At 71.0% G+C, this 24024-nt stretch carries 22 protein-coding genes and 1 tRNA gene; 13 read left to right on the forward strand and 10 right to left on the reverse strand.

All coding sequences use genetic code 11. The features are described 5' to 3' along the window. The first annotated feature begins 312 nt into the window (after positions 1–312). Positions 313–1014, forward strand: a complete 702-nt coding sequence (locus ACFW3L_RS16445; RefSeq protein ID WP_378741167.1) for a RibD family protein — start codon at positions 313–315, stop codon at positions 1012–1014. Then, positions 1014–1499 (forward strand): dCMP deaminase, encoded by a 486-nt coding sequence (locus ACFW3L_RS16450; RefSeq protein ID WP_378741169.1) that lies wholly within the window; start codon positions 1014–1016, stop codon positions 1497–1499. The genes ACFW3L_RS16445 and ACFW3L_RS16450 overlap by 1 nt, the downstream gene beginning before the upstream one ends. A 30-nt stretch (positions 1500–1529) precedes the next feature. Here the strand turns inward: ACFW3L_RS16450 and ACFW3L_RS16455 are convergent, their stop codons facing one another. Then, positions 1530–4022, reverse strand: a complete 2493-nt coding sequence (locus ACFW3L_RS16455) for a DEAD/DEAH box helicase (RefSeq protein WP_378741560.1) — start codon at positions 4020–4022, stop codon at positions 1530–1532. A gap of 148 nt (positions 4023–4170) precedes the next feature. After that, entirely contained in the window at positions 4171–5160 is a 990-nt protein-coding gene (locus tag ACFW3L_RS16460; protein WP_378741171.1) for a malate dehydrogenase, read from the reverse strand. 261 nt (positions 5161–5421) lie between these two features. Here ACFW3L_RS16460 and ACFW3L_RS16465 point away from each other — a divergent pair. Continuing rightward, a tRNA-Ile gene (locus tag ACFW3L_RS16465) sits at positions 5422–5495 on the forward strand. Between the two features lie 380 nt (positions 5496–5875). Here the strand turns inward: ACFW3L_RS16465 and ACFW3L_RS16470 are convergent. Together ACFW3L_RS16470 and ACFW3L_RS16475 are read right to left on the reverse strand one after the other, a co-directional pair. Beyond that, positions 5876–6193: a hypothetical protein gene (locus ACFW3L_RS16470; RefSeq protein ID WP_378741173.1), complete on the reverse strand. Its 318-nt coding sequence runs from the start codon at positions 6191–6193 to the stop codon at positions 5876–5878. Between the two features lie 136 nt (positions 6194–6329). Next, on the reverse strand, positions 6330–6932 hold the full coding sequence (locus ACFW3L_RS16475; protein WP_378741175.1) for a hypothetical protein: 603 nt from the start codon (positions 6930–6932) through the stop codon (positions 6330–6332). Between the two features lie 234 nt (positions 6933–7166). Between ACFW3L_RS16475 and ACFW3L_RS16480 the strand changes: the two genes are divergently transcribed. Beyond that, positions 7167–9074, forward strand: coding sequence for a GDSL-type esterase/lipase family protein (locus tag ACFW3L_RS16480; RefSeq protein WP_378741177.1), 1908 nt, complete (start codon positions 7167–7169; stop codon positions 9072–9074). Between the two features lie 10 nt (positions 9075–9084). On the opposite strand, the gene ACFW3L_RS16485 is transcribed toward ACFW3L_RS16480, so the two are convergent. Together ACFW3L_RS16485 and ACFW3L_RS16490 are read right to left on the reverse strand one after the other, a co-directional pair. Beyond that, the gene (locus tag ACFW3L_RS16485) at positions 9085–9705 is read right to left on the reverse strand and encodes a TetR/AcrR family transcriptional regulator (protein ID WP_378741179.1); all 621 of its coding nucleotides are present in this window, start codon (positions 9703–9705) and stop codon (positions 9085–9087) included. A gap of 281 nt (positions 9706–9986) precedes the next feature. Beyond that, positions 9987–10703, reverse strand: a complete 717-nt coding sequence (locus ACFW3L_RS16490) for a glycerophosphodiester phosphodiesterase (RefSeq protein ID WP_378741181.1) — start codon at positions 10701–10703, stop codon at positions 9987–9989. Positions 10704–10937: 234 nt separating this feature from the next. Between ACFW3L_RS16490 and ACFW3L_RS16495 the strand changes: the two genes are divergently transcribed. Continuing rightward, a complete protein-coding gene (locus ACFW3L_RS16495) occupies positions 10938–11708 on the forward strand; it encodes a DeoR/GlpR family DNA-binding transcription regulator (protein WP_352387749.1) in 771 nt (256 codons plus the stop codon). 89 nt (positions 11709–11797) lie between these two features. Here ACFW3L_RS16495 and ACFW3L_RS16500 read toward each other — a convergent pair whose 3' ends face one another. Next, positions 11798–12277, reverse strand: a complete 480-nt coding sequence (locus ACFW3L_RS16500; protein ID WP_378741183.1) for a VOC family protein — start codon at positions 12275–12277, stop codon at positions 11798–11800. Positions 12278–12359: 82 nt separating this feature from the next. Further along, on the reverse strand, positions 12360–13634 hold the full coding sequence (locus ACFW3L_RS16505) for an MFS transporter (protein ID WP_378741185.1): 1275 nt from the start codon (positions 13632–13634) through the stop codon (positions 12360–12362). 143 nt (positions 13635–13777) lie between these two features. On the opposite strand from ACFW3L_RS16505, the gene ACFW3L_RS16510 reads away from it, so the two are divergent. From ACFW3L_RS16510 to ACFW3L_RS16520, 3 genes are read left to right on the forward strand one after another with little or no spacing between them, the layout of a single operon-like run. Next, positions 13778–15328 carry a sensor histidine kinase gene (locus tag ACFW3L_RS16510; RefSeq protein ID WP_378741187.1) on the forward strand — a complete coding sequence of 517 codons (1551 nt, stop codon included), beginning with the start codon at positions 13778–13780 and terminating at the stop codon, positions 15326–15328. Between the two features lie 34 nt (positions 15329–15362). Beyond that, the gene (locus tag ACFW3L_RS16515; protein ID WP_378741189.1) at positions 15363–16025 is read left to right on the forward strand and encodes a response regulator; all 663 of its coding nucleotides are present in this window, start codon (positions 15363–15365) and stop codon (positions 16023–16025) included. A 37-nt stretch (positions 16026–16062) separates the two neighbouring features. Next, positions 16063–16791, forward strand: coding sequence for a metal-dependent phosphohydrolase (locus tag ACFW3L_RS16520; RefSeq protein WP_378741191.1), 729 nt, complete (start codon positions 16063–16065; stop codon positions 16789–16791). Here the strand turns inward: ACFW3L_RS16520 and ACFW3L_RS16525 are convergent. Then, positions 16712–17008 (reverse strand): DUF4031 domain-containing protein, encoded by a 297-nt coding sequence (locus ACFW3L_RS16525; RefSeq protein WP_378741193.1) that lies wholly within the window; start codon positions 17006–17008, stop codon positions 16712–16714. The two genes, ACFW3L_RS16520 and ACFW3L_RS16525, sit on opposite strands and share 80 nt — an antisense overlap. 235 nt (positions 17009–17243) lie before the next feature. Further along, the gene (locus ACFW3L_RS16530; protein WP_378741195.1) at positions 17244–17711 is read right to left on the reverse strand and encodes an Lrp/AsnC family transcriptional regulator; all 468 of its coding nucleotides are present in this window, start codon (positions 17709–17711) and stop codon (positions 17244–17246) included. Positions 17712–17884: 173 nt separating this feature from the next. Between ACFW3L_RS16530 and ACFW3L_RS16535 the strand changes: the two genes are divergently transcribed. The 5 genes from ACFW3L_RS16535 (at position 17885) to ACFW3L_RS16555 (ending at position 24014) form a co-directional block, all read left to right on the forward strand. Further along, the gene (locus ACFW3L_RS16535; RefSeq protein WP_378741197.1) at positions 17885–18787 is read left to right on the forward strand and encodes a tryptophan 2,3-dioxygenase; all 903 of its coding nucleotides are present in this window, start codon (positions 17885–17887) and stop codon (positions 18785–18787) included. 34 nt (positions 18788–18821) lie between these two features. After that, positions 18822–20060: a kynureninase gene (gene kynU, locus ACFW3L_RS16540; protein WP_378741199.1), complete on the forward strand. Its 1239-nt coding sequence runs from the start codon at positions 18822–18824 to the stop codon at positions 20058–20060. A gap of 703 nt (positions 20061–20763) precedes the next feature. After that, positions 20764–21624 carry a hypothetical protein gene (locus tag ACFW3L_RS16545; protein WP_378741201.1) on the forward strand — a complete coding sequence of 287 codons (861 nt, stop codon included), beginning with the start codon at positions 20764–20766 and terminating at the stop codon, positions 21622–21624. 254 nt (positions 21625–21878) lie between these two features. Further along, positions 21879–22985 carry a serine hydrolase domain-containing protein gene (locus ACFW3L_RS16550; protein ID WP_378741203.1) on the forward strand — a complete coding sequence of 369 codons (1107 nt, stop codon included), beginning with the start codon at positions 21879–21881 and terminating at the stop codon, positions 22983–22985. 588 nt (positions 22986–23573) lie between these two features. Continuing rightward, a complete protein-coding gene (locus ACFW3L_RS16555; RefSeq protein ID WP_378741206.1) occupies positions 23574–24014 on the forward strand; it encodes an Lrp/AsnC family transcriptional regulator in 441 nt (146 codons plus the stop codon). Positions 24015–24024: the final 10 nt, after the last annotated feature.

Consider the following 24024-nt stretch of genomic DNA (forward strand, 5'->3'; position numbering starts at 1 on the left):
TCCCTCAGGCCTCACCGGGCACTCCGTCGCGGCCGGAGCGCACCCCCACGCGTGCGCCCGCTCCCGGTGCGCTCCGTCCGAAGGGCCCGGGTCATCGGTCCCGAACCGTTCGGGAGTGAAATCGGTCCGGGGGCACGAGGGGAAAGGCGATGGACAATTTCCCTAACGCACCCGTCTGCCTGCGATAATCCGCCGAATCGCGGTGAAGGTCATTCACGATCGGGGTCGGAGGGAAGCACCGGAAAAGGGGGTGGTCGGACCAGGGGGACGCGCCCCGGGCCCCGACTCCCCGGCCCCGGTTAACCTGGTGCCATGGACCGTCCCCACACCATCCTGAGCTGTGCCATGTCGATCGACGGACGCATCGACGACACCAGCCCCGAACGCCTGCGCCTCTCCAACGAGGCCGACTTCGCCGAGATCGACGAACTGCGTGCCGGATGCGACGCCATCCTGGTCGGCGCGGGCACCCTGCGAGCCGACGACCCCCGCCTCCTCGTGCGCTCGCCGGTCCTGAGGGAACGCCGCCGGGCACGGGGACGGACCGAGAACCTGCTCAAGGCCGTCGTCACCCGGAGCGGCGACGTGGACCCCGGGGCACGCCTCTTCTCCACCGGCGACGCGGGCGCGGTCGTCTACACCGGCGGCGCCGGGGTGGCCACCGCCACCAGGCTCCTGGCCGGGCGCCCCGACACCGACCCGCCCGCCGAGGTCGTGGACGCGGGAGACCCGCCCACCGCCGAAGCGATCCTGGCCGACCTCGCGCAGCGCGGCGTCTCCCGCCTGCTGGTCGAGGGCGGCGGCCACATCCACACCCTGTTCCTCACCTCGGGGCTGGCCGACGAGCTCCGGCTGGCGGTCGCCCCGTTCCTGGTGGGGGAGGAGGACGCCCCGCGCTTCGTCATGCCGGGCGCCTACCCCTACACCCCCGGGTCGCCCATGCGCCTCGTGGAGGCCCGCGCCCTCGGGGAGATCGCCGTGCTCCGGTACGCCCTCGACACGGTGGAGCGGTGATGGACCGGAACGCGACCACGAGCGGACCGGCGCCGGAGGAGGGCGGGGCCGACGCGTTCTGGCTCACGGAGACGGTGCGGCTGTCGCGCTCCTGCCCGCCCTCGGCCACCGCCTACTCGGTGGGGGCCGTCGTGGTGGCCGAGGACGGTGCGGTCCTGGGGGCGGGGTACTCCCGTCGAGACGACCCGCACGACCACGCCGAGGAGGTCGCGCTGCGCGGGATCGACCCCGAGGACCCGCGCCTGGCCGGAGCGACCGTCTACTCGTCCCTGGAACCGTGCAGCTCGCGTGCCTCACGCCCGCGCTCGTGCACCGAGCTCATCCTCGCCACACCCGTGCGCCGGGTGGTCCTGGCCTGGCGCGAACCGGCGCTGTTCGTGGACTGCGACGGCGCCGAGCGGCTGGCCGCGGCGGGGGTCACCGTGGTCGAGCGCCCCGACCTCGCGGAGGGCGTCCGCGAGGTCAACGCCCACCTGCTCGGCTGAGGGGACCTCCGCGCGGAGGCCCCCGAACGGCTACAGCCGGTTCACGTCCGTCACGTGCACCACGGCGCGGCCCTCGGCGTTCGACGCGGCCAGGTCGACCTCGGCGCTGATGCCCCAGTCGTGGTCACCGGCCGGGTCAGCGAGGATCTGCCGGACCCGCCACATGTCGTCCTCCTCCTCGATGAGGAGCATCTTCGGGCCGCGCGCGTCCGGGCCCGTACCGATCTGGTCGTGTTCGGCGTAGTACGCCTCCACGGCCTCGGCCCACTCCTCGCCGCTCCACTCGTCGTCCTCGGACAGCTTCCCGAGGTCGCCGTAGCGCCGCCGGGAGGCCAGCTCCACACGGCGGAACATCTCGTTGCGGACCAGCACCCGGAAGGCGCGGGCGTTGGAGGTGACCGGCCGAACCCTCTCCTCGGCCTCGGCCGCCTCCCCCTCGGACTCCTCCTCGGGGTTGGTGAGCTGCTCCCACTCGTCCAGCAGACTGGAGTCCACCTGGCGCACCAGCTCGCCCAGCCACTCGATGAGGTCGCGCAGCTCCTCGGTCTTGGAGTCGTCCGGCACCGTCTGGTTGAGGGCCTTGTAGGCGCTGGCCAGGTACCGCAGCACGAGCCCCTCGGAGCGGGCGAGCTCGTAGTAGCCCACGTACTCCACGAAGTTCATCGCCCGCTCGTACATGTCGCGGGCCACGGTCTTGGGCCGCAGCGGGTGGTCGCCCACCCACGGGTGACCGCGCCGGTAGACCTCGTACGCGTGGTCGAGGAGTTCCTCCAGCGGCTTGGGGTAGTCGATCTCCTCCAGCCGCTCCATGCGCTCGTCGTACTCGATGCCGTCCATCTTCATCTGCTGGACGGCCTCGCCCCGGGCCTTGTTGAGCTGGGCCCCGAGGATCTGGCGCGGGTCGTCCAGCGTGGACTCGACCACGGTGAGGGCGTCCAGCGGGTAGGTCGGGGACTCGGTGTCCAGGAGCTCCAGCGCCGCCAGGGCGAACGTGGACAGCGGCTGGTTGAGCGCGAAGTCGGCCTGGAGGTCCACGGTGAGCCGGGCCGTGCGCCCCTGGTCGTCCGGTTCGGGCAGGGCCTCGACGATCCCGCCGTCCAGCAGCGACCGGTAGATGGCGATCGCCTCGCGGATGTGGCGCCGCTGGGACTTGCGGTCGTCGTGGTTCTCGGTGAGCAGGTGCTTCATGGCGGTGAAGCAGTTGCCCGGCCGCGCGATGACGCTCAGCAGCATCGCGTTGCTCACTCGGAAGCGCGAGTTCAGCGGCTCGGGGTCGGCGTCGATCAGCTTGCGGAAGGTGGCCTCGTCCCAGGAGACGAAGCCCTCGGGCGCCTTCTTGCGCACCACCTTGCGTCGCTTCTTGCTGTCGTCGCCCGCCTTGGCCAGCGCCTTCTCGTTCTCGATGACGTGCTCGGGGGCCTGGGCGACCACGTTGCCGACCGTGTCGAACCCCGCCCGCCCGGCGCGTCCGGCGATCTGGTGGAACTCACGCGCGCGCAGCCTGCGCACCCGGACGCCGTCGTACTTGCTCAGCGCGGTGAAGAGCACCGTGCGGATGGGCACGTTCACGCCCACCCCCAGGGTGTCGGTGCCGCAGATGACCTTGAGCAGTCCGGACTGGGCCAGCCGCTCCACGAGACGCCGGTACTTGGGAAGCATCCCCGCGTGGTGCACGCCGATGCCGTGCCGCACGTAGCGGGACAGGTTGCGGCCGAACTTGGTGGTGAAGCGGAAGTTGCCGATCTCGTCGGCGATCCGCGCCTTCTCCTCCTTGGTGCACATGTTGATGCTGGTCAACGACTGCGCGCGCTCGATCGCCTGCGCCTGGGTGAAGTGCACGATGTACACGGGCGCGTCCCCGTTGCCGAGGAGCTCCTCCAGGGTCTCGTGCAGCGGGGTCGCGCGGTAGTCGTAGTAGAGGGGGACGGGGCGCTCGGCGGACGTGACCACGGCGGTCGATCGTCCCGTGCGCTTCTCCAGGTCCTCCTCGAAGCGGCTGACGTCGCCGAGGGTGGCCGACATCAGCAGGAACTGCGCCTGGGGCATCTCCAACAGGGGGACCTGCCAGGCCCAGCCGCGGTCGGGTTCGGCGTAGAAGTGGAACTCGTCCATGACGACGGTGTTGATGTCGGCGTCGCGGCCCTCGGCCAGGGCGATCTGGGCGAGGACCTCCGCCGTGCAGCACACGATGGGCGCGTCGGCGTTGACGCTGGCGTCGCCGGTCATCATGCCGACGTTCTCGGTGCCGAAGATCTTGCACAGGTCGAAGAACTTTTCCGACACCAGCGCCTTGATGGGCGCGGTGTAGAACGCGCACTCGTTCCGTGCCAGAGCGGCGAAGAGCGCGCCCGTGGCGACCATGCTCTTGCCGGAGCCGGTGGGGGTGTTGAGGATGACGTTCGACCCGGAGACGACCTCGATGAGGGCCTCCTCCTGGTGCGGGTAGAGGGTGAGGCCCCGCTCCTCGGCCCACAAAGCGAACGCCTCGAAGAGGGAGTCGGGTTCTGGTTCGGCCGGAAGCACATCAATGAGACTCACGGTCTCTATACTGCCCGGTCCCCGACCCCCTTCGGGACACGGCGGGGTGTTCGTCCCCTCACCGGCGCCCGGAACACCGACGGGCACGTCCCCCGAGGGGAGACGTGCCCGTCACCGTGGTACCGCTCCGAACCTAGACCAGGCCGAGCTGCTTGACGGTGTCGCGCTCCTCGACGAGCTCCTGCACCGAAGCGTCGATACGGCCGCGCGAGAACTCGTCGATCTCCAGGCCCTGGACGATCTCCCACTTGCCGTTCCGGGAGGTGACGGGGAAGGAGGAGATGAGGCCCTCGGGGACGCCGTAGGAACCGTCGGACGGGATGGCCGCGGAGGTCCAGTCGCCCTCGGGGGTGCCGTTCACCCAGTCGTACACGTGGTCGATGGCGGCGTTGGCGGCCGAGGCGGCCGAGGAGGCGCCACGGGCCTCGATGATCGCGGCGCCGCGCTTGGCGACGGTCGGGATGAAGTCGTTCTCCAGCCAGGCCTGGTCACCGACGGCCTTGGCGGCGTTGGCGCCGTTGACCTCGGCGTTGAACAGGTCCGGGTACTGGGTGGCGGAGTGGTTGCCCCAGATCGTGAGCTTCTTGATGTCGTTGATCGACACGTCCAGCTTCTTGGCGAGCTGGGTGAGCGCGCGGTTGTGGTCCAGACGCGTCATCGCGGTGAAGCGCTCGGCCGGGACGTCCGGGGCGTGGCTCTGCGCGATGAGGGCGTTGGTGTTGGCGGGGTTGCCGACCACCAGGACGCGGATGTCGTCGGCGGCGCCGGCGTTGATCGCCTCGCCCTGGGGCTTGAAGATGCCGCCGTTGGCCTGGAGCAGGTCACCGCGCTCCATGCCCTTGCCGCGCGGGCGGGCGCCGACCAGCAGACCCACGTTGGCACCCTCGAACGCCTGGGTGGCGTCGTCGAAGATGTCGATGCCCTGGAGCAGCGGGAAGGCGCAGTCGTCGAGCTCCATCGCCGTGCCCTCGGCGGCCTTGACGGCCTGCGGGATCTCCAGCAGGCGCAGCTTCACCGGGGTGTCGGCACCGAGCAGCTGGCCGGAGGCGATCCGGAACAGCAGCGCGTAGCCGATCTGACCGGCCGCGCCGGTGACGGTGACGTTGACGGGTGCGTTGGACATGCGTGAACTCTCCTGACGACGTTGTGCGACCCGCGATGTTACCAACGGGTTCGTGACGGCTCCGGTGCCGGGCCCAGGGGGTACGGCCTGGCGCGCGCCGCACCATCACACCCTAGACCGCCCCCCGGCGCCGCTCGCGTCCAAGGTGCGCCCAAGCGCTCCGCGCGTCGTCACGGGTGCGGGCAAGCCTTGCGGAGCAACGGATTTCGGGCGAGGAAACGTCGGACGCATCCTGTTAGGATGACGTTTGCTGACGACGGAGGGCCGGTAGCTCAGTTGGTTAGAGCAGGGGACTCATAATCCCTGGGTCGCGGGTTCGAGTCCTGCCCGGCCTACCCCTTCCGAACATACGAAAAGCGCCGCCAGCCTGCACCGACAGGCCAGCGGCGCTTTCTTTCCCACCCGGCTGTGTACTGTCGGTCACGACTCGATCCGGGCCCACCTTGCTGAATGTGTGCTGACGTTTCCCGGACCCGAAACCCGTCGAAACCACCCTTCCCGCGCACGCGGGATTCCCCTTCACTCAGCGCGGGATTCGGGCATAAAACCCAAGAAGGGCGTCAAGTCCCTGCCGCCCCATTCCCGCCCCCGGCACGGCGAGGTGCCGTCGCACCCCTGGGGCGAGGTTCACGCGACCCCTCGTCGTCCCCCTTCTCGGTTGCGGGGGCGGCGGCGACCCGTCACGAACGTCGCCGCCACCGTTCCCGGACACCGGTCAGTCGTCTCCGACCAGCCCCCGCACGAAGGCGCGGTGGTCCCGCAGCGTCACGCGCAGCGCCTCGGTGTCCTCGTCGGCGTCCTCCAAGGCGGTGCGCAGGGCGGCGCGGCGCGCCTCGATCTCAGCGATCACGGCGTCGGCCACCTCCGAGGCCAGGGCGTCCGCCGCGCGCACCGATCCCGGCGGGTCGTCCACGAACTCGCCCTGGGCCGCGTCCCAGCGTTCACGCACCTCGGCGGGGACCAGGCCCCGGGGCTGCGGCCGCCAGTCTCGGGAGGGGTCGGGGGTCCTTCGGGGGCTGCCCTGCCGGGGCACTCTCACCTCGGTGGTCCGGGGGGTCTCCGGTTGCTCCGGAGCCGGGGGCTTCACGGGTTCGGGGTCGATCCGTTTCGCACCCGGACGGTGCCTGGGCCGTACTGGGCGATCCGCCATGTGTACCTCCCTCGTGTGCTTACTCCACCTGTGCGGTGCGGGTGGTCTCGGTGCCGAGCAGGGCCTCCACCAGGCCCCGGTAGGCGATCAGGGCCTCGCGCAGGTTCTCGGTGGCCGTCTCGTCGGCCTCCGCGAGGTGTCCCGCGGCACGGGCCGCGCGGTAGCGGGCGACCGCCTCCGGATGGTCCACGGACAGGTCCCGGGCCCGCCGCTCGAAGCTCGCGTCGTCGTGGACGCCGTCCTGCGCGACGGGGCCGTCGGGGTAGCCGAGGTCCCGCATGATGGTGTCGGTGAGTCTTCGGGCTCCCCGGACCGCCGCGACCGGGTCGTCGACGAACTCCTTCTGCACGTCGGTCCAGGCGCGTGCGTGGTCGGAGCGTTCCTGTTCGGTGGGGGAGCGCAGCTCCGTGTCCCGGCGCTGGCGCAACCGCCCGGCGAGGTCCTGCTCGGCCCCGTCCCGGTCGCCGTGCGCCGCCAGGGCCTGCTCGTACTCCGGGCCGAACCGCGCCCTGAGCCGCCGCGTGCGCAGGGCGGGGAGGACCGCCAGCCACGCGATGATCGCGGCTCCTCCGATGACGATGACCACGGCCGCGACGATGATGACGATCGTTCCGGTCTCCACGGGGGGTACCTCCTGACGAGCCTGTGCCCCCGCGCGCGCGGTGCGAAACGCCACGTTCCGTGTTGTGGATGTCCCTGGGCCGCTCACGGCAGGTCCGGAACCCGATAGGTCCGTTACGCCCTAGACTGGCCGCCGGTCGGAGGGGCACCGTGGCCCACGTCTCGGCAACCACCGCGCCGCGGGGACCGTCGAACACGTGAGGTGAACGGACGAAACCGGTGAGGAAGGCGTGCGGTGGACGGGGGCAGAACGGCGGGGCACGGCACGGACCGGCCCGCCACGGTCTGGGACCACGTCCTGAGGGTGGTCTCCCTGGGCACCGTGGTGGTCCTGCTGCTGGTCGCCTTCAACGCCAGCGTCTCCCGCGACGTCGCCGTACGGCCCGCCGAGGAGCGTGGCGAGTCCGGCGCGCTCCCGCTCTCCGACGTCCTCGACGGGACCGGTGTCTCCCAGGACGGCACCGTGGGCTCCGCCGACCTCGACGGTGCGGGCAACAGCCTCTCCGCCCGCACCCTGGCGGCGGCGGGCTGGCGCCCCGGGCAGGAGCTGGTCCTCCTGGACACGCCGCTCGAACTCCCCGCCTACGGCCCGGGTCGCCCGGACCACGTGACCGCCGACGGCCAGTCCGTGGCCCTGTCCGCCGCACCCGCCCGGTGGGACTCCCTGACCTTCCTGGCCACCGGTACCCGCACCGACGGCACCGGCGCCGACGTCCGTGGCGAGGGCCGGGTGGTCTACGCGGACGGCACCACCCAGGACTTCCCCCTCTCCGTGCCCGACTGGGCCGCCGGTCCGGCCGGGGACGCCGCCCTGTCCCTGCCCTACGCCAACTCGGCCACGGGATTCGGGCAGGGCGCCATCGGCTCCGTGCGCCTCTACGCCCGCTCGGTACCGCTCGACCAGGGCCGGGAGGTCGACCACGTCGTCCTGCCCACCGTGGCCGACGACGACGCTAGCCTGCACGTGTTCTCCCTGGGCGGGCGCCCGGCCACACAGGCCTGGACCGGCACCTGGGCCCGGGCCGTCTCCGGGTACGCGTCGGTCGGCCCCTGGGAGGACCAGACGCTGCGGATGACCGTGCGCACCACCACCGGCGGTCACAAGGCGCGCCTGCGGTTCGACAACACCTTCGCCGCCCGCCCGGTCACCCTGGGCGCGGTCTCGGTCTCGTTGCGCGGCCAGGGCGCCGCCACCCACGGAGCGGCGGTCCCGCTGACCTTCGACGGGGCTCCCGGCGCGGTCATCCCCGCCGGAGGGAGACTGGTCACCGACCCCGTCGACCTCCTCCTGCCCCCGCAGACCGAACTCCTGGTCAGCGTCCACCTGCCCGAGCGGGTGACCGCCGCGCCCATCCACTACGCGTCGGTCGACACCAACTACACGAGCGTCCCCGGCAGCGGTGACCAGACCCTGGACCGCACGGGAGAACCCTTCACCGGGTTGGTCGAGCAGTGGCCCTTCCTCACGGGTGTCGAGGTGACGGACGGGCCCGGGGCGGTGGTGACCTACGGCGACTCGATCACCGACGGGCTGCGCTCCACCCGGGACGGGCACGCGCGCTGGCCGGACGTGCTCAGCGCACGGCTGCACCGGAGCCAGGACCTGCCCAACCTGGGCGTGCTCAACCTCGGAGTGGCGGGCAACCGGATCACCTCGGACGGCTACCCGGGGGAGGGCGTGTCCACCTACGCCAGCGGCGTGAGCATGCTGCACCGGGCCCAGCGGGACGTGTTCGCGCAGAACGGCGTGGAGGCCCTCGTGGTCTTCGCGGGGATCAACGACCTGCGCTGGGGCGCCACCCCGGACGTGGTGGTCGCCGGGCTCGGGAGGCTGGCCCTGACGGCGGAGGAGCACGGGGTGCGGGTGTTCGTGGCGACGCTCGCCCCGTGCGCGGGGGGTTCACGGTGCACCCCGGAGGTGGAGGAGGCGCGCCAGCGGGTCAACGCCCACCTGCGTTCGGAGGCGTCGGACCCGGAATCGGTCTTCACCGGGGTGTGGGACTTCGACGCGGTGCTACGGGATCCGGCGCTTCCGGAGCGGTTGCGTCCCGAGTTCGACTCCGGTGACCACCTGCACCCCAACGACGCGGGGCTGCGGGCTGTCGCGGAGTCGGTGGACCTGTACGAGCTGGTCGGGGGCTGAACCGTCGCGGTCAGCGCGGACAGCGCAGGTGGTGGTGGATCACCAGGTCCACGTACACCCCGCCCAGGTCGTTGAGGCTGAGCCCGGCCCCGGGGTCGTACCAGTGCAGGAGGGAGTCGAAGGTTTCCAGGACGCTGTCGGTGGCCCTGCCGGTGTCCCGTATCCGGAACTGGTCGGCGGTCACCCCGGCCACGATGATCTCGCGCACGTGCTCGCGGTAGGTCCGGTGCAGCGAGCTGATCTCCCGGTGCCGGACGGGGTGGATGGCGCGCAGGGTGGGCAGCAGTTCCTGGCTCAGGGCGATGGCGGACCGGTGCCGCCAGCCCGAGTTCACGTGTCTGCGGACCAGGCTGGACATGCGTTCGGTGGGGGAGTTCCCGGGCGCGTCGGCGGCCAGCTGGCCGCCGACCCGCTCGCGGGTGGCGCGTAAGACCACCGCGTAGGAGAGGTCGAACCGGGTGGGGAAGGCACGTCTGAGGCACGCCGCGTCGGTGCGTGTCTCGGTGGCGATGATCCGGGTCAGGTCGGACATGGCGATCCCGCGCGAACCGTGCTCGGCGAACAGCCGGGCCGCACAGTCCAGGACGGGTGCCGTCGTGCGAAGTGCGTTCGGGGGGTGATCGGCCGTCATTCGTCGTTTCTCATCGGTCGGTGTGCACCGCGGACGTAAGGGGAGACAACGATATCCGCGAACGGTCGACACATAGTGCGGAACGGTGGAATTGACCGGAGAAACTGTCATTCAGGGTGCGCGTGGTGTTGATGTTCCCGCCGGCACCGTGTGGGGGATTCGTCGTCCGTTCCTCCAGGTGGTGCCGTGGAACACGTGAACGGCGCACCGGATGTACCGGTGCTTTCCCGGAACGGAACGGGAAGTGTCGCCGTTCCATTCCGTGCCGCGCGCACGGTCGTTCACGGCGGCCCCGTCACCGTTTCCTGGGCGCGTCCCGAAGTCAGGGAAACGAGGTCGTCGACGCGATCCGTGGCGAGCGCGTCCACGCCCATTCCCATGAGACGGGCCATCTCCGGGAACTCGTTCACGGTCCAGGCCACCACCCCGAAACCGTGCCGGTGGAGGTCGGCCACCCGTTCCCGGTCCACCAGCGAGAAGTGCGATCCCAGGAAGGTGGGGCGGAGCGTGCGGGCCACCTCCTCCGGCGGCGGGCCGGGCTGTTCCCAGGCGAGCATGATCCGGGCTCCGGGGCTGCGGGCCCGCAACGCCTGGAGCGTCTCCAGCGGTCCGGTGAACAACGCCAGGTCACCGAACCCGTGTTCGCGCAGGACGGTGTCGGCGGCCAGCGCCGCCTGCGGAGAGGCCGCGTCGACCAGCAGCGGAGCGGTGTCCCCGCCGCCGAACTCGGCGATGACCTCCATGAGGGTGGGTATCCGCCGCTCCACGTCGTCCCTGGCGGCGGCGAGTTCGGCCAGGGTCAGGTCCGCGACCTGGTGCGGCGGGGAACCCGGGAGGGCCACGACACGTTCGTCCACCAGGACGGGATACCCGTCCGAGGTCAGGTGGACGTCGATCTTGACCAGGTCGGCTCCGGCGCGCAGAGCCGAGCGCAGTGCCGGGAGCGTGTTCCCGGGGAATCGTGCGGTGTCTCCGCGTAGTGCGATGGACAACGTCATGGAGTCAAGAGTGGCAAAGACCCCGGGGTTACGTGGTGCAAACAGGAAAAACGCCCACCAAGGCGTCCCTGGACGGCCGGGCGGCGGGCCGCGTTCCCGAGCGGTCGCGACCCGATTGCGAGCGGTCTCACGTCGTGGGGGCACGTCCTGGGTACGGCTACCTGGGAAACTTCGATAAGGGGTGTCGTATCCGAACGGCACCCGCAGGCCAGGCCCCCGAGTGTGAGGCGAACGATGATCCCGGACCAGCGGCGAGAGCACATCCTGAAGCTCCTCCAGGAGCGCCACGTGCTGAGTATCAACGAGCTCACGTCGATGCTGTCCGTGTCCCACATGACCGTGCGTCGCGACATCCAGGCCCTGGAGAACGACGGCAAGGTCCTGTCGGTCACCGGAGGCGTGCGGTTGGCGGCCCGGCTCAAGAGCGAACCCTCCTACCTGGCCAAGGCCCAGCTGGAGGTGCCCGCCAAGCGGGCGATCGCGCGCGCCGCCGCCGAGCTCGTGCGTGAGAACTTCACCATCTACCTGGACGCGGGCACGACCACCCTCCAGATGGTGCCGCTCCTCACGGACAAGGTCGGGCTGACCGTCATCACCAGCGACTTCAACGTCGTCGGCCACCTCATGGAGTACCCGGGGATCGAACTGATCCACACCGGGGGAGTGGTCTCACACTCCGACCACTCCTCCGTCGGCCAGTTCACCGCCGACTTCCTGCGGCAGGTCAACGTGGACCTCGCCTTCATCGCGAGCAGCTCCTGGGACGCCGAGCGCGGCTCCACCACGCCCTCCGAGGCCAAGGTGATCGCCAAGCAGGAGCTGCTGCGCATCGCCTCCAAGAGCGTCCTGGTGGTGGACAGCACCAAGTACGGGAAGTTCGGCACCTTCCGGGTGGCCCGCCTGGAGGAGTTCGACCTGATCGTCACCGACGACCGCCTGCCGCGTTCCGCGGTGGACGAGCTCGGCGAGCGCGACATCAGGCTCAAGACCGTCCCCAGCGAGTGACGACGAGCCCGGCCCCGGGTCCTTCCCGGGCCGGGACCGGCTGGGACGTGTCGGCGGTCGCGAGCGCGGAGTGATCCACAGAGCACGACCTAGTCCTCGCCGGTGTCGGGCTCGGCGGGCACGAACAGGGCGAGCTCGGTGCCGTCGGGGTCCTGGAAGACGAGGGTCGAGCCCTCCTCGGTGTGCACGACCGCGGTGTGCTCCACGTCCATCCGGGTGAAGCGGTCCTCCCAGGCCTCCAGGACGCCGAGGTTGGCGGCGGCCAGCGTGAGGCGGCCCAGACCGCAGTGCCGGCTGTCGAAGCGCCCCTTGAAGTTGTCCCGTTGCTGGACGAGGGCGACGTCCGGCCCGCCGGGGAGGGGGAGGACCGTCAGGGGCGGCCCCTCGGCCTGCTCGGGGTACTCCGGACGCAGGCCCAGGACGGTGCGGTAGAAGCGCACGCTGACGTCGAGGTCGCGCACTGACAGGACCACGCGGGAGATCCCGGCGATCGGAGGAGGCGGTGTGGCCTCGCGGTGGAGACCGGCGCGGGGGGCCAGCGTCCTGAACAGATCGAGCACGGTGGACAAGCCTACGCACACCTCGGGGACACCGCCCCCCGTCGTGACGGGGGATTGACGCCCTCAGCGAGGAGTGCGACGTTCTCCCAGGTCAGGCCCGGGAATTCAGTCCCGTGTCCTTGGTCACCGGTGGCTCGGTTCCAGCGCTGTCGGGGGAGGCGGGCCGCTCGTACCACCGGGCGCGCAGCACCAGCGTGGTCACCGCCAGCGAGATCACGCCGCCCGCCGTGGCCAGCGCGAACGCACCCTGGTGCCCGTAGGAGTCAGCGAGGGAACCGGAGATCATCGAGCCCAGGGCCTGGCCCAGGATCAGGCTGCTCAGGATGATCGACATCGACTGCGAGAGGCGGCTGGGCGGGGCGGCCCGCTCGATCAGTCCGAACAGGCTCACCAGGTGCGGGCCGATCGCGACGCCCAGGACGAGGATGGTGACCGCGAGGGTCGCCGGCCCGTGCTCCAGGTACAACGGCAGGGTGAGCAGCGCCAGGCCGCCCGCCGCCACGCGGGTCCGCGCGGTCAGTGTGAAGCCCACCGGCAGCGAGGCCATCATCAGCCCCGCGAGGGCGCTGCTGGAGCCCATCACCGCGTACATCAGCCCGGACAGGTCACCGTGCCCGGCGTTGTCCGCGAACGCCGTCACACCCGTCGACATGCCGCCGAAGAACAACCCCTGGCAGAACATCGGCACGGCGAGCAGGAGCAGCGCGGGCCGGGTGACGCTCCCCTCGGCGCCGCGCACCGGGGCCGACCCGGGCGGGGCCGTGGGGTGCAGCGCGAAGACGGTGCCGAACACGCCGATCAGGACGGCCGCGCCGAGCACACTCGCGGAGGGGGACAGGGTGAGGGTGAGGACCCCGACCAGCGCCGGACCCAGGACGAACGAGGCCTCGTCCAGGACGCCCTCCACCGACATCACGGCGGAGACCGAGCGCTCGCGCTCCAGGCCGCGGTCGGGGCCCCTGCGGATCAGCACCACCCAGCGGGTGCGGGCCATCGGTCCCACCTGGGGCATGCACAGACCACCGACGGCCGCCAGCGCGACCAGGACGGTCAGCGGGGCGTCCGTCGTGACGGCGGCCACCAGGGCTCCGATGAGGGCCGCGTCGATGATCGCCATGACCAGGACGGGGACGCGCTGACCGTGACGGTCCGCGAAGCGCGCGATGATCGGCCCGCCGATCGCCTCACCGAGCGCGAACGCCCCGGAGACCAGTCCGGCGGCTCCGACGCTGCCCGTGGTGCTGGTGACCAGCGTGAGGAGCCCGATCAGCGTCATGGACACGGGGAGCCGGGCCAGGAAGGTGGCGAGGAGCAGCGGCCAGCCGGCGATCCGGTGCATCCGTCGCAGGGTCTCCAGGGGTGACATTCAGCCTCGTTCTGTCTCGTGTGTGCCGCGCCGTCGCCCTCGGCCGCAAACCATCCCATGATAGGTGGATCTCCCCAGGAGGCGGACGAACCCTGACTTTCGTTGGTGTCCCGAGGCCGGTGCCGCTGTGTAGGTTCACCAGCATGGACTTCGTACCGCGCCGGTTCCCGGCACCCGGATGGCCCACCCGGGGCTCCGTCGTGCGCGACCTCCTGCTGTGGCTCGGGGTGTCCCTGGTCCTGCTGTCCGAGGCGCACGCCTTCACCGTCGCCGGGTACGCACCCGCCCTGCCCGTTCCCGCGCTGGTGGTCCTGGCGGGGGCCGTGATCGTGCTCAGCCGCACCTTCCCCCTCCTGGCCCCGTGTGTGGCCGTGCTCGTGTGCACGTGGTCCCAGGCCTTCATGGTCCTCCTGGTGTGCGTGGCCTACCTGGCCGGACGCCGGTCGAGACGGGTCGGCCCCGCGGTGGCGCTCTTCGCGGGCCTCTGCCTGGCGATGGCGGTGCTCGTGCTCCGCCACCTGGACGAGACCCCCGGACTCTGGGTCACCGCCGGATCCACCCTCCTGTTCTGCACCGCGCTGCCCTGGCTGGTGGGCGTCTACCGTCGCCAGCACCGGGAACTGGGCCGGGCGGGCTGGGAGCACGCCCGCCAGCTGGAGCTCGAACAGCGGCTCACCGCCGACCGGGCCCGCCTGCGCGAACGCGCCCGGATCGCCCAGGACATGCACGACTCGCTGGGCCACGACCTCAGCCTGATCGCGCTGCGCGCCGGTGCCCTGGAGGTCGCCCCGGACCTGGCCGAGCACCACCGCGAGGAGATCGCCCGGCTGCGCGCCGGTGCCGTGGCGGCCACCGCCGGTCTGCGCGAGGTCATCGGGGTCCTGCGCCCCGACACCGGCACCGAACCCGCCCCCACCGCCCCGACTGGTGAGGGCGTCCCGGCCCTGGTCGAACGGGCCCGCGACTCGGGGGTGGACGTCGTCCTGGTCAGCGAGGGCCCCCTCGACGCGCTCCCGCCGATGGTGGACCGTGCCGTCCACCGTGTGGTGCAGGAGTCCCTGACCAACGCCACCAAGCACGCGCCGGGCGCCCCCGTGGAGGTGCGGCTGACCGCCGACGACACCCGGGTGGAGGTAGGCGTCACCAACCGGGCACCGGAGCGGCCGGGGCGGGAGCCGGGTTCCGGTGGCGGCCACGGCCTCACCGGGCTGGGGGAGCGGGTGCGGTTGGCGCGTGGGGCGCTGACCGCGGGACCCCACGAGGACGGGTGGCGGGTGTGCGCCACCCTCCCCCTCGACGGTGCCGAGGTGAGGGAGGGCGAGGAGATCGAGCAGCTCCACAGGGCGGCTCGGAGACGGGTCCAGCCGTGGACCCTGGCCCTGGTGGCCGCACCGGTCGTCGTGGTCGTCCTCGTGGTCGCCACGGTCTACTACGTCCTCGCGGAGATCCTCGCGGACAGCACCCTGCCACCGGAGCAGTTCGCGGCGCTCGCCGTGGGCGCGCACCGCGAGGACCTTCCCCTCCCCGACCAGCCGCTGCGGATCACGGAGTCCCGCCTGGCGGAGTTCGCTTCCGCCGACCCCGCCTGTGAGCAGTACCGCGACTCCGCGGGGATGTTCGACGACGACGTGGACTTCTACCAGCTGTGCTTCGAGGACGGGGTGCTGGTGTCCAAGGAGAGGCTGACGAGATGACCTGTGGGACGTCGCGACCGGGACGGGTGACACGGTGATCAGAGTGCTGCTCGCCGACGACGAGGCGATGATCCGCGCGGGTGTGCGGGCGATCGTCCAGAGCGATCCGGGCATCGAGGTCGTCGCGGAGGCCGCGGACGGCCGCCAGGCGGTGGAGCTGGTGCTCTCCCACCGTCCCGACGTGGTGCTCCTGGACATCCGCATGCCCCGGATGGACGGGCTCGCGGCCTGCGCGGAGATCCTGCGGGTGGCTCCTGGCACCCGGGTCGTCATCCTCACGACCTTCGGGGAGGACGCCTACATCTCCCAGGCGCTCGGGGACGGTGCCAGCGGGTTCCTGCTCAAGGCGGGAGACCCCCGTGAGCTCATCGCCGGGGTGCACGCGGTCGCGGACGGCGGCGCCTACCTGTCGCCCAGGGTGGCCCGCCAGGTGATCGATCGGTTCGGCGGTGGCAGAGCGGCGAAGGAGGCCGCCGCGGCGGCGCGCCTGGCCGCACTCACCGACCGCGAGAGGGACGTGCTCGCCCTGGTCGGCGCCGGGTTGTCCAACGCGGACATCGCGGCACGCCTCTTCCTCGTGGAGGGCACGGTCAAGAGCTACGTCAGCGCCATCCTCCACCGTCTGGGCCTGAGGAACCGGGTCCAGGCGGCCGTCCTCGCCCACGAGGCCGGACTGGTCGAGGACTCCGCGCGCTGACCTTTTGGGGCCGGGCCCGGACGGGAAGACTGATCACATGAGCTCCGAGGACCGTTTCCACCCCCTGCGACAGGAGGACGCCGTCCTCCTCGCCGCCTCCTGGCGTCAGCTCGCCGGTGAGGACTGCGATTCCCGCGCCGTCGGGGACGAGCTCCTCGGTCGTTGGAGCGAGGACCACCGGCGGTACCACACCCTCTCCCACCTGTGGAGCACCCTGCGGGCCGTGGACGTGCTCCAGGACGAGGCCCGCGACGTCGACGCCGTGCGGTACGCGGTCTGGTTCCACGACGCCGTCCACGAGGGCAACCCGGGGCACGACGAGGACCAGAGCGAGGCTCTGGCGCACCGTCTGCTCGCGCTCCTGGGAAAGGACCCGGTACTGATCTCCGAGGTGGTGCGGTTGGTGGGCGTCACCAGGGACCACCGGCCCGAGCCGGGGGACGCCAACGGCGCGGTGCTCTCCGACGCCGACCTGTCGACCCTGGCGGGAGCCCCGGAGAAGTACCTGGCCTACACCTCGGCGGTGCGCGCCGAGTATTGGCGCTACCCCGACCGGGTGTTCCGGGCCGGACGGCTGCGGGTCCTGCGTTCGCTGCTGGAGAGCCCGCACCTGTTCCACACGGAGTTCGGCCGGACGCACTGGGAGCCCCGCGCCCGGTCCAACATGCTCGCTGAGGTGGACCGGCTCAGCCGCGAGCTCGCGGAGGAGCCTGTTCCGAGCCGCCGCCCTTGGGGCGGCGCAGCCCCGCCGCCCGCAGACGGGTGACCAGGTCCCGACCGGTGACGAGCTCGGCCCCCAGATCCAGGGCACGCGCGTGCAGGTGTTCGGGGACGTCGTAGTGGTCCCGCTCGAAGGCCCGGGAGGGGACTCCCAGCTCACGCGCGAAGGAGTGGAGCTCCTCGAAGGAGCTGTCGCTCACCAGGTGGGCGAAGCGCCACCCACGGGGACCCGGCCAGACGGGGCTGTCGATCAGTACGCTCACCGGTCAACCCTAGACGCGCGGCCCGGCTGGTCCCGCCTGCTCGCGCCCCCGCCCCCGCCACCGGCCCGCGGTCGACCTGGCGCGGGTACCACGGGGGTCGACGAACGAACGGAGCGCACGGCCCCGTCACCCTTCCGTTCCGTTCATGTGAGCCCCGCGATGGGGGACGGACCGCCCTGACCGCCCGGCCCGAGGGGCGCGGTGTTCGTGAGCCCCTCGATCACGGGGACCGCCGTCAGCGGGTCCGGGGGGCGGTGACGGCGCGCCAGGGAACCGGGCTGGACAGGATCATGGTGCTGGAGGGGCGGCCGTGCTCCGCGAGCTGGTCGATGACCTCCTCGAAGTGCTCCATCGAGCGCACCGCGATGAGCAGCACGCAGCAGGCGTCGCCGGTGACCCGGTGCACCTGGAGGATCTCCGGGAGCTCCAGGGAGGACTGCTCGCGCAGCAGGCAGTGGGCCCCGAAGCACTCCATCCGTACGAGGGCCGTGACCGGAAGACCGGCGGCGGCCGGGTCCACATGGGCGTGGTAGCCCGTGATGACCCCTCGGTCGGTCAGCCGACGGACCCGGTCGGCCACGGCGGGCGCGGAGAGGTTCACCCGCCGGGACAGCTCGTTGAAGGACAGGCGGCCGTCCCGTTGGAGCTCGTCGAGGACGCGCTGGTCAACGCTGTCCAGCGGGGTTTCCAGTCGTGAGGCCATACTTCACGTTCCCAAAGCTGATGTCGGTTTCCTGTTACGAATGCTAGGTCAGTGCCCGACTTGCGTGGTCGACGTCCATTCCTTATCAGGGTCAATTGTCCGAGTATGTGAGTTCACGTACACGCAGGTTCGTGAGACCGCTGAAGTCGCGCAGTACACGAGGGGTACACCCGATGCTCTCCACCACGTCCGCCCAGCAGTGCCCCTACGCCCCGACCGACGTCGGCGCGGCCGAGGCCCGCGCCGCGAAGGCGGAGAGCAACGAGGGCAGGCCCACCCTGAGCTTCGACAGGAACACCCCCTACGCCGACTACCTCGGTGTCGACACCCTGCTCGGCCTCCAGAACCCGCGCACCAAGGAGCCAGCCGAGTCCGCCTTCATCATCGGCACCCAGGTGATGGAACTCCTGTTCACGCTCGTCCAGGAACGCTGGGAGGCCGCCCGGGACGCGCTGGAGGTGGACGACGTTCCCGGCGCCGTGGCCTGGCTGCGCAGCGCCTGCAACGCCCAGGACGTGCTCAACAGCACCTGGGGCCTGTTCGGGGACATGACACCCACCCAGTTCAACCGGTTCCGGGACGCCTTCGGTGAGGCCTCCGGCTTCCAGTCCTACAGCTACCGGAAGCTGGAGTTCGTCCTCGGCCACAAGTCCGCCGCCATGATCCGTCCGCACAAGGCGATGAGCGGGGTCGTCGACGACCTCACCGCGTTGATCGAACGCCCCAGCCTGTACGACGCCGCGCTGCGCCTGCTGCACCGTCGGGGACTGCCCGTCCCGGACTCCCGAGCCGAGCGGGACTGGAGCGAGGACTACGAGCCCTCCGCCGAGGTCGAGCACGCCTGGATCGAGGTCTACGCCGACGACCGCCCCGGGAACGACCTGTACCTGTTGGCCGAGTCCCTGGTGGACGTCGCGGAGCGGGTGACACGATGGCGTCAGCTCCACCTGGTCGCGGTCAAGCGCACGATGGGCGGCAAACCGGGCAGCGGCGGGTCCAACGGTCTCAACTGGCTGGCCCGCAACGCCGAGAAGGACGTCTTCCCGGAACTGTGGTCCCTGCGCAGCACCATCTAGACCAGGACACCACAGCACGAGGAAGCAGGACCCGATGACGCCCATCTCCCGTGAGGACTGCGCCGCCCTGGACGCGGCGGACCCCCTCGCCCCCCTCCGCGAGGAGTTCGTCCTCCCCGAAGGGGTGATCTACCTCGACGGCAACTCGCTGGGCGCCCTGCCCCGCTCCGCCCCCGCCCGGGTCGCCGACATGATCGAGCGCGAGTGGGGCCAGAACCTCATCCGTAGCTGGAACGACGCGGGCTGGTGGGACAAGCCCCGCACCCTCGGAGCCAAGGTCGCCCCGCTGGTCGGGGCCGGTGCCGACGAGGTGATCGTCGGTGACGGCGCCTCCGCCAACCTCTTCAAGACCCTGGTCACGGCCCTGCGCCTGTCCGACCGCACGGTGGTTCTGGGAGAGGCGGGCAACTTCCCGACCGACCTGTACGTCACCGAGGGCGCGGTGGGTCTCGCCGACGCCGAGCAGCGCCGCGTGGACCCCGACGGCCCAGAGCTGGCCGAGGCCCTGGCCAGGCGTGACGTGGCCGTCCTGCTGCTGAGCCACGTCGACTACCGCAGCGGAGTGCTGCGGGACATGGCCGGGATCACCCGCCTGGCGCACGAGCACGGCACCCTGGTGATCTGGGACCTGTGCCACAGCGTGGGCGCGGTGCCCATCGACCTCTCCGGGAACGACGTGGACTTCGCGGTGGGGTGCACCTACAAGTACCTCAACGCGGGCCCCGGAGCGCCCGCGTTCCTGTACGCCGCCCGCCGTCACCACGCGGTCTCGGAGCAGCCGCTCAGCGGATGGCACGGGCACGCCAGGCCCTTCGACTTCGCCCCCGACTACGAACCGGCCACGGGCGTCTCACGCTTCCTCAGCGGCTCGCAGCCCCTGGTGGCCGACGCGGCCCTGGAAGCGGGGCTGGACGTGTGGGCCATGGCCGACCTCTCCCAGGTCCGGGCCAAGAGCCTGGCCATGACCGACCTGTTCCTGGCCAGGGCCGCCTCCGTGGGGCTGTCCTCGATCACCCCGGCGGAGCACGACCGGCGCGGCAGCCAGGTCTCCCTCGTCCAGCCGGAGGAGGGCGCCGGGTACCCGATCGTGCAGGCGATGATTGAGCGCGGTGTGATCGGGGACTTCCGGGCCCCGGACGTCATGCGCTTCGGATTCACGCCGCTCTACCTGCGCTACGTGGACGTGTACGACGCCGCGACCGCGCTGGTGGAGGTCGTGGAGTCCGGCGAGTGGCGGGCCGAACGGTTCAACCGGAGGTCACAGGTCACCTGACCCGAGTCGCACTCCCCGGTGGGCAACCCACCGGGGAGTTCTTTGTGCCCACGGGGCCTCGGGCGCTTTCCGGTGACCCTCCCCAGTACCGGGATGGCCCCGTCTTTGCCAGGGTGGCGATGCCGCACCGGCTCCCCGACGAACAGGTCTTCCGTGACCTTTCGACGTGTCCGTAGCCCTTTGGGAGGGTCTGGTCCACCCCGTACCGGTACTTTCTGGATTATGACGACGGCCACTCCTGGGGCCGCTCTTCGGCCCCCGGTGAGACCGGAATCCCCTGCGGTGAAGCCAATCCCGTGACCTGCGGGTTCTCCGAGAGCGACGCCGTTCCGTGTTCTTGGAGACACGCCCTGTCATTTTACCCGGAGTCCTTCGGCACTTTGCCAAAGCCTGGGTTAGTGTCCTTCGTGACCGGTTCGTTATGGACCTTTAGCGATCCGGTGCCGAGCCCTTGACCGGCCTGCGAGCCGGAAGGGAAATCGAGACCTCTTCATCTCTCTCGGGAACGAGCAGCGCGAATCCACGCGCAGCTGTCCGGTGGAGCCGATCCGGCCCCCCGTTCCCACCCCGCCACTCGCCGCCAGCGACGCGGGGCGCGCCATGGCATGACACCAGTCCGGAACGCGGAACCTTTCGGTTCGTGTGCCCCGACGCGTCATGGCCCGGTCTTCTCGGCTTCTGTCGTCAACCTGGCTATTACTTCATGAGCAACGACACTCCCATTCAGTACGGCGAAGTCACCGCGACCTATTTCTGGGACGACGGTTCCGGCATCAACGGAGACACCGGGATGCCCGCCGGTGGTGAACCCATGCAGAAGGGGCTGTTCTCCAGCCCCAGCTGGCCGCTGGGCACCGAGGGATTCATCGTCCACGAGGGCGAGGAGTACGAGTTCTTCATCGGCGACCGCGGTCCCGGTGTCCCCTCTGAGAACTGCGACGTCCTTCTGGACATCGACGGCAAGACCTTCGCCGACATGATGGGCGAGAGCTTCGACGAGAACTCGCTCGTCGTCAGCGGTGGCAACGGCCACGCCGAGGTCGAGTACTTCATCACCAAGTGGGGCGACGGCAACGGGACCGAGGGTGCTCCTCACCCGTTCAACCAGTCCGGCAACAAGTGTGAGAACGCCGTCTCCGACATCCCCGCCAAGTACCTCCCCGAGGAGAAGGCGGAGAAGGAGGAGAAGAAGGACGAGGAGAAGAAGGAGGAGAAGAAGGAGGAGTCCAAGGACGCCTCCGACGAGACCTCCGAGGAGGAGCAGCAGGACGAGGCTCCCGCCGCTGCCGAGCAGGAGGACCAGGACCCCGGCGTCACCGCCGAGACCGCGGCCAACGACCTGTCCGGCTTCGGGCTGACGGGCGCTGAGGGCACCCCCTCCGCCGCCGGTCTGCTCACCCTGGCGATCATCCCCGCGATCCTCATCGCGATGTTCTTCGCCTGGACCCGTCGTCCGTCCGGTGCCCACGCCGGTGCCGAGGACGAGGGCGGCAAGGGCCTGATGGCGGAGAGCGACGGCCGTCACGGCATCGCCACGCTGTTCGACAAGCTGCTCGGACGCTAGCTCCGACACGACCACCCCCGGACCCACCCCGGTCATCCGTGACCACGGGAGTCCACAGCCAGGTGTTCCTTCTGGCGGGGGGAAACAAATGAGACTCCCGTAGGGCGCTGGCCCTCGGAGAGTGGGTAGGCCAGGGGCCGCGATCGACGATCGCGGCCCCTGTGCTGTGCGCACTCCGTTGTCGAATATACCCCTAGGGGGTATATTCTGGTGGGTCGGCCGACCCACGGCCGCCCATGAACGGAGGGAGCGCCATGCGTGTCGACGGGTACGCGGAGGACGGCTACGAACGGGTGCGCGAGGTCTTCCAGGGGCTGGTGGACGACGGCCGGGAGACCGGAGCGGGGCTCTCGGTGTGGCGGGAGGGCCGCGAGGTGGTCCGGCTGAACGGTGGTTGGGCCGACACCGCGCGCGGCCGCCCCTGGAGTGACGACACCCTCGTCCAGACCTACTCGGTCTCCAAGCCCTTCGCCGCGCTGGCGGCCCTGGCCGCGACCGGCGGGGGAGTGCTCGACCTGGACACACCCGTCGCGCGCCACTGGAAGGGATACGGGGTCAGGGGCAAGGAACGCACCACCCTGCGCCACGTGCTCACCCACCGGGCGGGACCGCCCCGCTTCCCCCGCGCCGCCGAGGCGTTGGACCCCCTCGACGACGCCGGGCTCCTGGACAGCCTCGCGAACGCGGAGCCCGAGTACGCCCCCGGCGCCGGGATGGGAGAACACGCCCTCACGTACGGGCACCTGATCGACGGCGTCCTGCGCGCGGCGGCCGGAACCACCCTGGGCGCGGTCTTCCGCGAGGTGGTGGGACCCGCGCTGGGGCTGGACGCGTGGTTCGGGGTGCCCGAACACGCGCTCGCCCGCGTCGCGGACGTCGAGTACGCGCGTCCGGACTGGCCCCGAGCGCAGCCCGCCGCGGACTGGCTCGCCGTCCCGGACGGCCCCCTCGACCCGGCCCTGGTCAATTCCGAGGCCTGGCGCGGGTCCGTGTTCGGCGCGGTCAGCCTGCACGCGAGCGCCACCGGGCTGGCCGGGTTCCTGGACGGGATCACGGACGAGGACGGTCCGCTGCGCGCGCTCCTCGGGCGTGAGGCGCACGAGGAGTACCTCGCTCCCCAGGCCACCGGGTACGACGAGGTCTTCGGCACCGAGCTCACCTGGACCCTGGGGTTCCTGCGGGACGACGCCAAGATCGCCAAGGGCGGGATCGGAGGGTCGGCCGTGTGGCGGTCCCTGCGCCACGGCCACTCCTGCGCCTACCTCACACGGCGGCTCGACGACCACTCCAGGGCGGCCGCGATCGCGGCCGCCCTGGGCGACGACCTCTCCGTGGTGCCCGTGCACTCCGCTCGGGCCTGATCGGTCGAGGCCCCTTCCCAAGGCGCGACGCGGGCGCCCCCGGTCACCCCGGAGGCGGGGTGGGGGCGGGGCCTCCGGTCGCCTTTGAGCGAACGACCCGCCCGTCCCGTGGGCACGACGGCCTGGTGCCGTGTGCCCTCACACGCGCCCGTGACCCGCCGACACGGCACCCGTACCCGCGTCGTTCCGGCGGCGCCGTCGCCGCCCGCGGGTGCGGAGCCCTTCCGTGGGTCTCTCCGGCACGGTGGTTCCTACGGGGTCCAGCCCCGGGGGCCGGTGCGGGCCGCGGCTCGCTGGTCGAAGCGGAGACCGGCCCGGTGGCGTTCGGTGGGCGCCGCGAGGTCGGCAACGCCGAACGAGGGGTGTTCGTGGGGTCGGCGGTGCGGGGCCACCGTGTACACCGGCTCCCACGAGGGGGGAGGAGTCGGACGAGACCGATCATCGGTGCGCTTCATGTCTTGAATATGAGGCGAATCACCCCATATTGTCGATGCCTTCGGGGTGATGCTGGACGAACTGCTCGGTAGGGCGCCCGGCATCGCACAACATCCAACGAGTCCACGTCGCGGACGGTATGGGGTAAGACACATGGCCGTGCAGCTGGACGACACCGACCGCCGGATCATCGCGCTCCTGTGCGACGACGGCCGCATGTCGATCCGTGCCGTCGCCGAGAACGCGCACATCTCCCGGGCCAACGCCTACTCCCGTCTCGAACGCCTGCGCGACGAAGGCGTGATCAGGGGATTCACCGCCGTCATCGACCCCGAGAAGTACGGCACCGCACTGTCGGCCTACGTCTCCGTGCGGATCGAACAGCACTCCTGGGAGAGGTTCCGGGGCTACCTGCGCGACATCCCCGAGGTGGACCACGCCGCGCTGGTCTCCGGTGACGTCGACCTCCTGCTTTTGGTCAGGGTGGCCGACGCCGCCGCCCTGCGCACCTTCGTCCTGGAGCGGCTCCAGCGCCTGCCCGAGGTGAAGAGCACCCAGACCATGTTCATCCTGGACGAGCCCCACCTCCAGTAGGGGGAACCGC

This window comes from Nocardiopsis sp. NPDC058789 (genome assembly GCF_042745575.1).
GTDB classification, from domain to species: domain Bacteria; phylum Actinomycetota; class Actinomycetes; order Streptosporangiales; family Streptosporangiaceae; genus Nocardiopsis; species Nocardiopsis eucommiae.